The following is a 13,226-nucleotide window of genomic DNA, read 5'->3' on the forward strand; positions in this document are numbered from 1 at the left end:
CCAGGCGGTTAGCTATGGCCGCCGGTCCGGACTTCTTCCAGGGATGGCTGTTTCGCCGGCGTCGTGTCGTGCGGCTCCTCCGCCTCGATGTGCAGCTGCGGCAGCCACCGCAGCCAGCGAGGCAGCTTCCAGTTCCTCTCGCCCAGGATGTACATGACCGCCGGGACGAGGATGAAGCGGATCAGGAACGCGTCCAACGCCACCGCGACGGCGAAGCCGATGCCGATCTGCTCGAACAGCAGCTGCCCGCCGAGCGCGAAGGCCCCGAAGACGGCGATCATGATGACGGCGGCGCCGGTGATGATGCCGCTGACCCGTCCCATGCCGTCGCGCACGGCCCGGTCGTTGTCCCGGTGGGTGTGCCACTCCTCCTGTACGCGGGAGAGGAGGAACACCTGGTAGTCGGTGGACAGTCCGAACACGATCGCGATCATCATGACGGGCACCGCGAAGCTGACCGGTGAGTCCGGCAGCCCGGTCAGGCCGTGTTCGAACACGAAACTGACGACGCCGAGGGCGGCTCCGATGGACAGCAGGTTCAGCAGGGCCGCGGTGAGCGCGATGGCCAGGGAGCGGAAGACCACGAGCAGCAGGACGAACCCGATCACCAGGACCACGGCGACGAACGGCAGCAGGCGGCTGCTCAGCAGCGAGGAGAGGTCGATGAAGCTGGCGGTCGGGCCGCCGACATGGACGGCGACGCCGCTGTCGCCCGTGGCGCGGGGGATGACGGTGTCCCGCAGCCGGTGCACCAGGTCGCTGGTGGCCTCGTCCTGCGGGGAGGTGGTGGGCACGACCGACAGCACGGCGGTCGTGCCCGCGGGGTTGGTGCGGGGTGGGCTCACCGAGGCCACCCCGGGCTCGGACCTGACCGCACTCGCCAGGTGCTCGATGGTCGGGGCGTCGGAGGACGAGGGCAGGGTCGCGACGAGTTGCAGCGGTCCGTTGAAGCCAGGGCCGAAGCCGTCGGAGAGCAGGTCGTACGCCTGGCGGGTGGTGGCCTGCGGCGGGTTGGTGCCGGCGTCCGGGTTGCCCTGGCGCAGGCTCAGCACCGGCAGGGTGAGGATCAGCAGCACCACGGTCACCCCGGCCGCGGCGATCCACCGCCGGCGCCGCACCATCTCGGCCCAGCGGCGGTGGCGCGGCGAGATGGTCGTGCCGCCGACAAGGCGTCGGCCAGGCACCCGCAGGCTGTTGACGCGGTGGCCGAGCAGGGAGAGCACCGCGGGCAGCAGGGTGAGCGCGGCGGCCATGGTGAAGAACACCTCGATCGCGGACACGACGGCGATCCCGCTGGTGACACTCACCCCGAACATCAACAGCACCAGCAGGGCGAGCACCACGATGCTGCCGGCGAACAGCACCGCGCGACCGGCGGTGTTCATCGATCCGACGGCGGCCTCCTCCGGAGTGCGGCCCTCGGCGAGCAGCGACCGGAACCGGGAGACGATGAACAGCGAATAGTCGACGCCGACACCGAGCGCGATCATCGACGCGATCCCCTCGGCGGACGAGCCGAGGCTCATCACATGGGTGAGCAGGCCCGCCACGCTGTATCCGGCGCCGAGCGCCACCAGCACCGTCACCAGCGGCAACGCCATCGCCGTCAGGGACCCGAACAGCAGCAACAGCACCAGGGCGGACGCCCCGAGGCCGATGGCCATCAAGGGCCCCGGGCCGGACGATTCGACTCCGGCGACCGCCTGTCCGCCGAGCTCCACCTGCAACGTCGAGGACCGGGCGGACTGCGCCGTGTCGATCAACTCGCTGACCGCCGGCTCGGGAAGGTCACTCGCCGCCGCGTCGAAGGTCACCGTGGCGAACGCGGTCTTCCCGTCCCGGGAGATGGACGGGCTGTGCGTGCCGTACGGGCTGGCGACGCTGTCCACGTGTGGCAGCGATGCCACCTTCTTCAGCATCGGCTGCACGCGCTCGCGTACCGACGGGTCGCTGACCGTGCCGGTCGTGGTGTGGAAGACGATGCGATTGACATCGCCCGCGGCCTGGGGGAAGTCGCGTTTCACGACGGCCTGGGCGGTCTGTGAGTCGGACTCGGGGAAGGCGAAGGCTTCCTGGTAGTTCGCCCCGCCGGTCAGCTGCACCGCGGCTATCAGGGCCCCTACCAGCACCACCCATCCGCCGATGACCCGCCATCGGCGTCGTACCGCCCATTGTCCAAGGGCCCGCATCGACACTCCCTAACTAGACGCTGCGTTCTCTAAAGGAGAGTAGCATCGTTAGAGAACGCACCGTTCTATCCGGTGTCCGGGTCGCCGAGCATCCCCCTTGCTACGGTTGACCTGGCCAGCAGAGCGATATGCCGGGGGTGTGGACCGTGACCGAGGCCACCTCGCCGGTGCCTGACGCGGCCGATCACCGCAAGGGTCCGCGCCGCCGCGGCCAAGCCCTCGACGCGGCGATCCTGGAGGCGACGATCGCCGAGCTCACCGAGGTCGGCTACTGGAAGCTGACCATGGAGCGGGTCGCGGCACGCGCCCACACCGGCAAGGCCTCGCTCTACAAGCGCTGGCCCAACCGGGCCGAGCTGGTCGTCGCCGCGCTGCGCCACCGTGGTGGCCCGCCCCTCGCGGCGCCGGCGGACACCGGCAGCCTGCGCGGGGACGTCCTGGCGCTGCTGCGCCACGGCGCGACGCTCCTCAACGGGCTGTTCGGCGAGGCGGCGCGCGGGCTGATGGCCGAAAGCCTGACCAACCCCGAGGACACCGCAAACCTGCGCGCCCGGATGTTCGTCGGCCGCGACCGCCTGATGCGGGAGATCCTCGAACGCGCGGCGGCCCGCGGTGAGATCTCCGCCGCCGCGATCAGTTCACGGGTGGTCGGCTTCGCTCCCAAGCTGGTCGACCACCACTTCCTGGTCTACGGCGCGCCCATTCCCGAGGAGGTCCTGACCGGCATCGTCGACGACCTCCTGCTCCCCCTTCTCTCGGCCACCTCCGAGGACGCGGCTGGTGGGCGGGAGGCGCCGAGCCCCGCCTGACCGGATGCGGCCGGACCGCTGGACCCGGCCAGCGGTGATCCTGGCCCGGGCGCGGTAGGGGTGGTGGTGTGAACGAGCCTCGTCGCCGGACAGCGGTGGTCGTGGGGGGCTGTCCGGCATCACGGCAGGGCGGACGTACCGCTCAGGACAGGAAGCCGCCGTACCGGCCGTTCCTGATCCCGTCCTTCTGTTGCTGGTTGAAGTGGCAGTTCGGATAGTCGTAGAACGACGCGGACATGGGCGTGCCGTCGGTTGACGTCGAGTCGGGCAGGCCCAGGGCGTGGCCCAGCTCGTGCACCATGCCCCCGTACCACCGGTTCATCGGACCGTTGATCCCGGCGGCGCCGTCGGCGTCGTGGCCGCTGAGGATCACCCAGCCACTGCCGCCGCCACCACCCGAGACGTTCGTCTTCTCGGCGCTGATCTCGCCGACGCACAGCCAGCGGGAGTCGGGGGCGCCCAGGCCGAACCTGCGCAGCAGCTCCTGCTGCATGTTGAAGACGACCCACCAGTACTCTTCGCCGCCGTTCGTCGTGTTCTCGTACCAGGACCGCTCGTGCTCGCCCTGGACCACCTCGACCGTCGGGTTGTTCAGCGTGAACGTCGCGCCGAGCTCCTGACGGTAGTAGCGCTGCGACTCCTGCATCACCGCGGTGATGCCGTCGGGGTACCGCTGGTCGAACGCCACGTCCGTGGGCCTGAGCCAGAACACCCGCACCGTGCCCGTCGGCGGATCGGCGGCCGCCCCGGCCGACGACCTCGTCGCCGCCGCGGCGGTCCCCGTCAACAACCCGGAGCCGAGCGCCGCCACGCCCGCCGTCGCGGTCAGCAACGAGCGGCGCGTGAACCTGCATTCATTCACCGGAACTCCTCCTCATTGAGAAGTGGACATGACAAATGAGCGTAGCACCGGCTGGCGAAATGACGAACAGCGTTCGGTATACCGAATGTCAGCAACGCCCGGCCCCCGCGGGATGGCTCGCGGGACGCGCGGTCAGCTCTGGTTCAGCGCCGCCGGGCCCCGGGAGCTGGCCCGTACCCGCAGCTCCGTGTCGAGGGTGACCGTGGACGGCGGCCGGTGGGGGTTCTCGATCCGGTCGGCCAGCAACTCGGCGGCCACCCGGCCGAGCTCGTGGGTGGGCTGCGCCACGGTGGTGGGCGCGCGTTGCACGAAGTCGGCCCAGGGGATCTCGTCGAAGCCGACGACGCCCATCCGGTCCGGGACGGCGACGCCGCGTTCCGCGAGGCAGCCCAGCGCGCCGACGGTCATCAGGTTGTTCGTCGCGAACACCGCGTCCGGCGCGGGCCGCTCGGCCAGCAGGGAGGCCATCGCCTGGTGGCCGCCGCGCTCCCGGAAGTCGGCGCGCCGCACCAGGCGCTCGACGTCGGCGGTATCGGCGGCGCCGTGCGCCGCCAGGGCGCGCCGGTAGCCGGCGAGCCGCCGGTCGGCCGTCGGCGTGCCCGGCGGGCCGGTGACGCACGCGATCCGCCGGTAGCCCGCGTCCAGCAGGTGGCGGACGGCCGCCTCCGCGCCGCCCTCGTTGTCGACGAGCACTGTGTCCACGGCCGGCGCCCGCCCACCGTCGGCGCGCGCAGCGGGATCGCGGTCGGCGGCGGGCGGCTCCCGGTCGATGGCCACCACCGGCGTGCCGCCCGCGGTCAGCCGCGCGACGTGCGGCGAACCGGCGCAGGGCGCGATGACCACGCCGGCCACCTGCTCCGCGAGCATCGCGGAGACGTACCGCCCCTCCTTGGCCGGGTCCTCGTCGCTGTTCCCCAGCACCACCGAGAAGCCGGCGTGCCGGGCCACGTCCTCGACGCCGCGCACCACGGCGGTGAAGAACGGGTTGCCGACGTCGGTGACGATCACCGCCCACAGGTTGCTCCGGCTCCTGCGCAGCCGTCGGGCCGCCGGGTTGGGCCGGTAGTCCAGCTCCCGCATCGCCCGCCTGACCCGCTCGGCGAGCTCGGGATCGACGGTGGCCTTCCCGTTGGCGACGCGGGAGACCGTGGCGGCCGAGACCCCGGCTCGCCGGGCCACGTCCTGGATGGTCGTCACGCGCTTCGCCCCCGTTCGCCTCCATGCGGGGCCCCATCATCGCAGGATCGTCGCTCGACGGTCGGCACGGAATCGATTTCCCGGCACCGCATCCGAAGTCTGTGGGGACTGTTGACGGGCCCGTGGCCCACTTGTACGTTTCGCTGAAATCGATTACCCATCTCACCCCACGCCACCTGCCCCCCTCTTCCCCTTCCCCTTCGGGTGCAGGTGCGGCAGGACGGCGTCTGGCGGGACGTGACCGGACCCCGGGCGGCGAGAGGACCTTTCACCTCGATCGCCGAACGGGAGGTCTACCACAGCCGGGCGGGGGCGGGCGGGGAAGCGGGTCCTGGTTTTGCATACGTCGGCGGTACGCCGAGCTGCTTAGGCTTCGGATATGCGCGTGCTGATCGTGGAGGACGAGCCCTACCTGGCCGAGGCCGTCCGTGACGGTCTCCGGCTGGAAGCGATCGCCGCCGACATCGCGGGCGACGGCCACGTCGCCCTGGAACTGCTCAGCGTCAACGCCTACGACATCGCGGTCCTCGACCGCGACATTCCAGGGCCCTCCGGCGACGAGATCGCCCGGTGGATCGTCGCCTCCGGCAGCGGCATCCCGATCCTCATGCTCACCGCCGCCGACCGGATCGACGACAAGGCGTCCGGATTCGAGCTCGGCGCCGACGACTACCTCACCAAACCGTTCGAGTTCCGGGAGCTGGTCATGCGGCTGCGGGCGCTCGACCGCAGACGCGCGCACCTCCGACCCCCGGTCAGCGAGATCGCGGGCCTCCGGCTGGACCCCTTCCGCCGGGAGGTCCGCCGCGACGGACGACACGTCGCGCTCACCCGGAAACAGTTCGCGGTGCTCGAGGTCCTCGTCGCCGCCGAGGGCGGCGTCGTCAGCGCCGAGGAGCTGCTGGAACGGGCCTGGGACGCGAACGCCGACCCCTTCACCAACGCCGTCCGCATCACCGTCTCCGCCCTGCGCAAACGACTCGGCGAGCCGTGGCTGATCGCCACGGTGCCCGGCGTCGGCTACCGCATCGACACCGGCGCGGACCCGACCCCCCGGCGGCACCCATGACGAGACGCCCAGGGCTCAGCGCCCGACTGAAGCTGACCATCAGCTACGCCGGATTCCTCCTCCTCGCCGGCATCCTCCTCCTGGCCGTGCTGTGGGTGTTCGTGCTGCGCTGGGTGCCGGCCAACGACCCCCAGGCCATCAAGGAGGCGTTCGGCGGTGTGGTGATCATCGGGCCCAACCGCTCCGACCTCGTGCGCGGCTTCGCCCCCGCCGCGGCCACGACGCTGGCCTGCCTCCTGGTGTTCGGCCTCCTGGGCGGCTGGATCCTCGCCGGCCGGATGCTCGCACCGCTGAACCGGATCGCGGACGCGGCGCGGATGGCCTCGAAGGGTTCGTTGTCCCACCGGATCCGCATGGCGGGCCCGAGGGACGAGTTCCGCGAGCTCGCCGACGTCTTCGACACCATGCTCGAACAGCTCGAATCCCACGTCGGCGAACAGCGGCGGTTCGCCGCGAACGCCTCCCACGAACTGCGCACCCCGTTGGCCATCTCGCAGGCGCTCCTCGACGTGGCCCACAGCGACCCGACGCGGGACCGGGGCGAACTCATCGAACGCCTCCGCACGGTCAACACGCGGGCGATCGACCTCACCGAGGCCCTGCTGCTGCTCAGCCGCGGTGACCGCAGGAGCTTCCCCCGCGAGCCCGTCGACCTCTCCCTCATCGCCGAGGAGGCCGTCGAAACGCTGCTGCCCCTCGCCGAACAGCGCGAGATCGCGCTCGACGTCACCGGCGAGACGACCCGGCCCTTCGGCTCCCCGGCGCTCCTCCTGCGGATGGTGACGAACCTCGTCCAGAACGCCATCGTCCACAACCTCCCCACCGGCGGCACCGTCACCGTCCACACCGAATCGCGGCGGGACGCGAGCGTGCTGCGGGTCGAGAACACGGGCCATCGGCTCCCGCCGGAACTGGTGCCGACCCTCACCGAACCCTTCCAGCGCGGAACGGAACGCGTGCGCGCCGACGAGCACGCCGGCGTCGGACTCGGGCTGGCCATCGTGCACAGCATCGTCCGAGCGCACGACGGCACCCTCGACCTCACCCCCCGCCCCACCGGCGGTCTCCTCGTCACGATCCGGCTCCCCGGCACGCCCGGCACGCCGCCGGACACCCCCCCGAGCCGGCCGCTCCCGAGGGTCGCGCGGTAGCCCTCGTCACCCGGCACCCCGGAGGATCCGCGGCGGAGCCGAGCGAGGACGACCGCGGGCCCGGCGCGTCGGGGCCGTGGCGCGATCTGTGGGGTGCTCGTCGTGGACGCCATCGAGGCGCGTCGCCATCGTAGAAGGCATGGCTACCCAGGAACTCTCCCGTCGCGATGCGCCGCTGCCGACGCGGCAGCGGCTGGTCGTCATGCTGGCCCGCGGCCGGGTGGCCCAGCTCGCCGGTATCGGGCTGCTGTTGCTCGTCAGCTCCGGACTCGCGCTGGCCGGCCCGCAGTTCCTCCGCATGTTCATCGACCATGCGGCGCTCGGCCGGGAGCTGTCGGTGCTGGTCCTCATCGGCGCCGGGTTCCTCACCGTCTCGCTGACCCAGCAGCTGCTCGCCGTGGTCACCCTGTACGCCACCGCTCAGGTGGCCTGGCGCGCCACCAACGCCCTGCGCGAACAGGTCTCCCGCCACACACTGGAGCTCGACCTGTCGTTCCACGACCGGCACGCGCCGGGCGAGCTGATCGAGCGCACCGACGGCGACGTCACCGCGCTGTCGTCGTTCGTGACGTCGTTCGTCACCCAGGTGGTCGGCAGCACGCTGACGCTCGTCGGTGTGCTGGTGGTGGTTCTGTGCGAGGACTGGCGGATCGGGCTCGGCATGGTCGGCTTCGTCCTCGTGGGTGTGCTCGCGATCGGCCGGCTGAGCAACGTCGCGGTGCCGCGGGTGGCCGAACGCCGAGCGGCGTCGGCACGGTTGTTCGGCGAGATCGAGGAACGGCTCACCAGCGCGGAGGACCTGCGGGCGAACGCCGGGGGCGGGTACGCCGTGCGCCGGTTCCAGCGGACCCTGGCGTCGTACGTCCGCATCTCCGTCCGGGCGTCGGCGGCGATGCGCACGACGTGGGTCCTCACCGGGGCGGTCTTCGCGGCCGGGGGCGTGCTCAGCCTGTTGGCGGGGTCGATCCTCTACGAGGCGGGCACCATCAGTCTGGGCACGGTCTATCTGGTGTTCCGGTACACCACCCTGCTCCGGGCGCCCCTGGAGCAGATCTCCGAGCAGCAACAGGTGGCCCAGGAGGCCGTCGCCGGGTTCGCCCGTGTCCAGCAGCTGCTCGACGAGCGGCCGTCGACACCCGACACGGGCCGCTCCCCTCTTCCTCCCGGGCCGCTGGCGGTGGACCTGGACGGGCTCGGGTACGCCTACCCGAACGGCGCGACGGTCCTGCGGGGGATCGACCTGCACCTGCCGCCGGGGAGAACGCTCGGCGTGGTGGGGCACACCGGCAGCGGCAAGACCACCCTGACGCGGCTTCTGCTGAGGCTGCTCGACCCGACCGAGGGCACCGTGCGCATCGGCCGGACCGACGCGCGTGACATCCACCTGGGCGAGCTACGCCGACGGGTCGCCCTCGTGACGCAGGACGTGCAGCTCTTCGGGGCGACCCTCCGGGACAACCTCACGCTGTTCGGGGCGCACCGGGCCGGGGATCACGACCTGACCGACGCGCTGACCGATCTGGGCCTCGGACCCTGGTACCGGGCGCTGCCGCACGGGCTGGACACGATGCTCGGGCCGAACGGCGTGGGGGTGTCGGCGGGGGAGGCCCAGCTGATCGCGTTCGCGCGCGTGCTGCTGCGCGACCCGGGGCTGGTGATCCTGGACGAGGCCACCTCCCGGCTGGATCCGGCGGGGGAGGAACGCATCGAGCGGGCGGTGGGCAGGCTGCTCGCCGGGCGGACCGCGATCCTGATCGCCCACCGCCTGGGCACGCTCGACCGGGTGGACGAGATCCTGGTGCTCGACCGCGGCCGCATCGTCGAGCGCGGCACCCGTCGGGACCTGGTCGGCCGTGCGGGCTCCCGGTTCGCCGGCCTGCTCGCGACGGCCTCGGAGGGGGTGCCGCGATGAACGGCCCGGCGATGTCGGCGTGGCGGGCGGCCGGGCGGATCTCCCGCTTCCGGATCGGCCTGTTCTGGCTCAGCTTCGTGCAGTTGACCGCCTGGAACAGCACGATGCTGCTCATCGGCTGGTTGTTGCAGCAACTGTTCGACGCACTCAGCGACTCCGCCCGAGCCGGGTTCGGCGCCTACGAGATCGTCGCGGCGCTGGCCGCGGCGGAGATCACCCGGCTCGCCGTGATGTGGGCCGGGGTGGTGCGCGCCCGGTGTTGGCAGCACATGCGCGGCCTGCTGCGGCTCAACCTGCTGCACGCCCAGATGCGCAGCGGCGGGCCCGAGGCCGGTACGCCGGCGACGTCGTCCGGCGAGGCGGTGAGCCGCTTCCGCGACGACGTCGACGACTTCCTCGCGTTCGTCGAGTCCGCGCTCAACGCGGCCAGCAAGGTCGTCCTGGTGGTCGGCTCGATGCTGATCATGCTCTCCATCGAGCCCGTCATCGCGGTGGCGGCCGTTCTGCCCCTGGTCGCGGTCGTGGTCGTCACGCGGATGGCGAGCCGACGACTCCGCGCCGCCCGGGTGGCGTACCGGCAGTCCTCGGGCGCGGTGACGGCGCTGCTCGGGGAGATCTTCGGGGCGGTGCTCGCGGTGAAGTCCGCCGACGCCGGCGACCACGTCGTGCGCCAGCTCGCGCTGCTGAACGAGCGTCGCCGTGACGCCGGGCTGAGGGACCAGCTCGTCACGCAGCTGCTGGGCAGGTTCAACCAGATGACCGTGGACCTGAGCGTCGGCGTGGTGCTGCTGCTGGCCGCTCCCGCGATGCATCGGGGTGACTTCACCGTCGGCGACCTGGCCCTGTTCGTCAGCTACACCAGCACCCTCGTCTGGGTGCCGTACTACGTCGGCCAGGTGCTGTCGCGGCGTCGCCAGGCCGACGTCGCGATCGACCGGTTGACGACCCTCCTTCCGCCCTCGGCGCCGGACGCACTCGTGGCCCACCGGAGGCCGCCCGACCCTCGGCCACCCGCGCTGTCCGCGCCGAGCGCCGCCCCGGCTCTGGAGCGCCTCACGGTGTGTGGCCTCACCGCCGTGCATCCCGCGTCCGGTCGCGGTGTCCACGACGTCAGCCTGACCCTGGAGCGCGGCACGTTCACCGTCGTGACCGGCCCGGCGGGCGCGGGCAAGACCACCCTGCTGCGGGCCCTCCTCGGACTGCTTCCGGCCCAGGCGGGCACCGTGTGGTGGAACGGCGTCGTCGTCGAGGACAGGGCGGAGTTCCTCGTCCCGCCGCGGTCCGCCTACGTGCCGCAGGTGCCGCGGCTGTTCAGCGAGTCGCTGCGGGACAACCTGCTGCTCGGCCACGTGGACGACTCCGGCCTGGCGCCGGCGGTGCGGACGGCGGCCCTCGACCGGGACGTGGCGTCGATGCCGGACGGGCTCCACACGGAGGTGGGCGCGCGGGGGGTGCGGCTGTCCGGCGGACAGGTGCAGCGCGCCGCGGTCGCCCGCGCCCTGGTGCGCCGTCCCGCCCTGCTGGTGTTGGACGACGTGTCCAGCGCGCTCGACGTCGAGACCGAGCGCCGGCTGTGGGACCGACTGCTGGCCGAAACCGGTCGTACGTTGCTGGTGGTCTCCCACCGCCCCGCCACCATCGCGCGCGCCGACCAGGTCATCCGCCTCGACGACGGGCGGGTCCTGCCCGGTTCCGGACGACCGGCCCCCACCGAATGCCTGGAGGCGGCACGATGACGCGAACCCCGGCCCACTCCGCGCCGACGACATCCCCTCAGGGAAGGCGGATCGACGACATGAGCTCCGGAACGGTCACGTTGGTGATCTTCGAAGGCTACGAGACCCTCGACCTGGCCGGTCCGTTCGAGGTGTTCGGAGAGGCCGGATACGAACTCCGCGTGGTGGCCCCCCAGGCCGGTGTGATCCGTTCGAGCAAGGGGCTGTCGACGCACACGGAGCTCTCCGTGCGTACGACCGATCCCCACGCCACCGACACGGTGGTGGTCACGGGCGGGGACGGCGTGTTCGCGGCGCGACACGACCGGACGCTGGTCGAGTGGGTCACCGCCGCCGCCAGCTCGGCCCGGCGGGTGGCCTCGGTCTGCAGCGGTGCCTTCCTCCTCGCCGAGACCGGACTCCTGGACGGCCGTCGGGTGACGACGCACTGGCGGGTGGCGGACCAGCTCGCCCGGGAATACACGGCCCTCCTCGTCGACCGCGACCCGATCTTCGTCCGGGACGGACGGTTCTGGACCTCCGCCGGAGTCACGGCGGGCATGGACATGGCCCTCGCGCTCATCGAGGCCGACCTCGGTCCGCGGAGGGCACTGGACGTCGCCCGGGAGCTGAACCTGTTCCTCCGCCGCCCGGGGAGCCAGTCGCAGTTCAGCGTGCCGCTGTGGTCCACGCAGCCGACGAGCGACGTGCTGCGCCGCGTCGTCGACGCCATCCACACGGATCCCGGTGCGCCGCTCGGCATCTCCGATCTGGCGTCGCTGGCCAGCCTCAGCCCACGCCATCTGCAACGGCGGTTCACCCACGAGATCGGCCTGCCGCCGGCGACCTACGTCGAACGGGTGCGCATCGAGGCGGCGCAGCGGGACCTGTCCGAACGCGACGACCCGGTCGAGACCATCGCCCACCGCTACGGCTTCGGAACGGCCGAGACCCTGCGCAGGGCGTTCCACCGGATCGTGGGCATCGCACCCTCGGACTACCGCGCCCGATTCGGCACGGCGCAGCCGGAGGACGAGAGCGCCGCCCGCTCGCGGCCGCTCGGCGGCGCCGGGTGAGACCGCGGGGCCGCGGACCCGCGACAGCGCCGAGGAACTCCGGAGCGGGCCACCCGGAGCGGCTCGCCCCGGGCGGCGCGGATCAGGACGGGCCCGCGGTGCTCTCCCTGACCCGGAGCGCCGTCCGCAGCACCACCGTCTGCAGCGGCGCGGTCCGGCCCGCGATCCGGTCGAGCAGCAGGCCCGCCGCGGTCACCCCCAGGTCGTACGAGGGCAGCTCGACCGTGGTCAGGCTGGGCCGCACCAGCCCGGCCCAGGGCACGTCGCCGAAGGACAGGACGCCGAACGACGGCGGCGCCAGCGCGGACTGCCGCAGCGCCTGCAGCGCGCCGACCGTCATCAGGTTGTTGGCCACGAACACCGCGTCCGGCGGATCCGGAAGCGCCAGCAGGTCCGCCATGGCCGCGTGCCCGCCCTCGACCCGGAAGTCCGCGTACCTGATGTAGGAGTCCACCAGCTCCTCGACCTCCGCGACGGGCACCGACCGGGCGAGCAGCGCGTCGCGCAGCCCGCCCCGGTACCCGGCCAGCCGGTCCTCGGCGGTCGACACGCCCCGGGGTCCGGTGATGCAGGCGATGCGGCGGTAGCCGCTGGCCACCAGATGCTCGGTGGCCACCTCGCCGGCGTGCTGGTTGTCCACCAGCACCGCGTCCACCGAGGCGCCGCGCGGCCGGCGGTCCACCGCCACCACCGGCATGCCGCGCGTCATCAGCGCCGACAGGTCGGTGCGCGCGCGGGACGCGGCGGCCACCACGACCCCGGCCATCTGCTCGGCCAGGGCGATGTCCAGGTAGTGGCGCTCCTTGTCGATGTTCCCGTCGCTGTTGCACAGCACCACCGAGAGGTTGGTCTGCTGGGCCGCGTCCTCCACGCCGCGGGCCAGCGAGGTGAAGAACGGGTTCTCGATGTCGGGGATGACGAGCCCGATGACGCTCCCGCGCTGGGTGCGCAGCGAACGGGCGACCCGGTTCGGGGCGAAGCCCAGCTCGGTCGCGGCCCGGCGCACGCGCTCGGCCCGCTCGGGCGTGACCCGGCCGCCGTTGAAGACCCGGGAGACCGTGGCGGGGGAGACGCCGGCGGCCTTGGCCACGTCGTTGATCGTCGTCATGGGCTGTTGCGATCCCCTCCCGGCGGGGCCTCCGACTTCCGGCGGCCGAACTCTTGACACGCACTGGGGGTGAGCCTAAGGTCCCCGAGAAAAGGATTTCAAGCGGTTTTCAGCCGCGGAAACAGGCCCGTTACCGGG

Annotated in this window: 10 protein-coding genes; 6 read left to right on the forward strand and 4 right to left on the reverse strand. The window is 72.2% G+C overall.

Annotated features, from left to right (window positions below):
- Positions 1–8: 8 nt before the first annotated feature.
- Positions 9–2,129 carry an MMPL family transporter gene (locus ABGB06_RS21890; RefSeq protein ID WP_347591942.1) on the reverse strand — a complete coding sequence of 707 codons (2,121 nt, stop codon included), beginning with the start codon at positions 2,127–2,129 and terminating at the stop codon, positions 9–11.
- Between the two features lie 206 nt (positions 2,130–2,335).
- Between ABGB06_RS21890 and ABGB06_RS21895 the strand changes: the two genes are divergently transcribed.
- The gene (locus ABGB06_RS21895; RefSeq protein WP_347591944.1) at positions 2,336–2,998 is read left to right on the forward strand and encodes a TetR/AcrR family transcriptional regulator; all 663 of its coding nucleotides are present in this window, start codon (positions 2,336–2,338) and stop codon (positions 2,996–2,998) included.
- Positions 2,999–3,140: 142 nt separating this feature from the next.
- Here the strand turns inward: ABGB06_RS21895 and ABGB06_RS21900 are convergent, their stop codons facing one another.
- A complete protein-coding gene (locus tag ABGB06_RS21900) occupies positions 3,141–3,860 on the reverse strand; it encodes a hypothetical protein (RefSeq protein WP_347591946.1) in 720 nt (239 codons plus the stop codon).
- A 132-nt stretch (positions 3,861–3,992) separates the two neighbouring features.
- Positions 3,993–5,057 (reverse strand): LacI family DNA-binding transcriptional regulator, encoded by a 1,065-nt coding sequence (locus ABGB06_RS21905; RefSeq protein ID WP_347591948.1) that lies wholly within the window; start codon positions 5,055–5,057, stop codon positions 3,993–3,995.
- A gap of 379 nt (positions 5,058–5,436) precedes the next feature.
- Here ABGB06_RS21905 and ABGB06_RS21910 point away from each other — a divergent pair, with 379 nt between their 5' ends.
- The 5 genes from ABGB06_RS21910 (at position 5,437) to ABGB06_RS21930 (ending at position 11,980) form a co-directional block, all read left to right on the forward strand.
- Entirely contained in the window at positions 5,437–6,126 is a 690-nt protein-coding gene (locus ABGB06_RS21910; protein WP_347591950.1) for a response regulator transcription factor, read from the forward strand.
- Positions 6,123–7,277: a HAMP domain-containing sensor histidine kinase gene (locus ABGB06_RS21915; protein WP_347591952.1), complete on the forward strand. Its 1,155-nt coding sequence runs from the start codon at positions 6,123–6,125 to the stop codon at positions 7,275–7,277. The genes ABGB06_RS21910 and ABGB06_RS21915 overlap by 4 nt, the downstream gene beginning before the upstream one ends.
- Positions 7,278–7,416: 139 nt before the next feature.
- Positions 7,417–9,189 (forward strand): ABC transporter ATP-binding protein, encoded by a 1,773-nt coding sequence (locus tag ABGB06_RS21920; protein WP_347591954.1) that lies wholly within the window; start codon positions 7,417–7,419, stop codon positions 9,187–9,189.
- Entirely contained in the window at positions 9,186–10,925 is a 1,740-nt protein-coding gene (locus tag ABGB06_RS21925; protein ID WP_347591956.1) for an ABC transporter ATP-binding protein, read from the forward strand. The genes ABGB06_RS21920 and ABGB06_RS21925 overlap by 4 nt, the downstream gene beginning before the upstream one ends.
- A 59-nt stretch (positions 10,926–10,984) precedes the next feature.
- On the forward strand, positions 10,985–11,980 hold the full coding sequence (locus ABGB06_RS21930; RefSeq protein WP_347591958.1) for a DJ-1/PfpI family protein: 996 nt from the start codon (positions 10,985–10,987) through the stop codon (positions 11,978–11,980).
- A gap of 82 nt (positions 11,981–12,062) precedes the next feature.
- On the opposite strand, the gene ABGB06_RS21935 is transcribed toward ABGB06_RS21930, so the two are convergent.
- Positions 12,063–13,088 (reverse strand): LacI family DNA-binding transcriptional regulator, encoded by a 1,026-nt coding sequence (locus ABGB06_RS21935; protein ID WP_347591960.1) that lies wholly within the window; start codon positions 13,086–13,088, stop codon positions 12,063–12,065.
- Positions 13,089–13,226: the final 138 nt, after the last annotated feature.

This window comes from Streptomyces sp. B6B3, from assembly GCF_039871525.1.
In the GTDB taxonomy this organism is placed as follows: domain Bacteria; phylum Actinomycetota; class Actinomycetes; order Streptomycetales; family Streptomycetaceae; genus Streptomyces.

Coding starts and splice junctions, on each gene's coding strand:
- ABGB06_RS21910 (WP_347591950.1), top strand. CDS start 5,437: ATGCGCGTGCTGATCGTGGAGGACGAGCCCTACCTGGCCGAGGCCGTC.
- ABGB06_RS21930 (WP_347591958.1), top strand. CDS start 10,985: ATGAGCTCCGGAACGGTCACGTTGGTGATCTTCGAAGGCTACGAGACC.
- ABGB06_RS21915 (WP_347591952.1), top strand. CDS start 6,123: ATGACGAGACGCCCAGGGCTCAGCGCCCGACTGAAGCTGACCATCAGC.
- ABGB06_RS21925 (WP_347591956.1), top strand. CDS start 9,186: ATGAACGGCCCGGCGATGTCGGCGTGGCGGGCGGCCGGGCGGATCTCC.
- ABGB06_RS21935 (WP_347591960.1), bottom strand. CDS start 13,088: ATGACGACGATCAACGACGTGGCCAAGGCCGCCGGCGTCTCCCCCGCC.
- ABGB06_RS21920 (WP_347591954.1), top strand. CDS start 7,417: ATGGCTACCCAGGAACTCTCCCGTCGCGATGCGCCGCTGCCGACGCGG.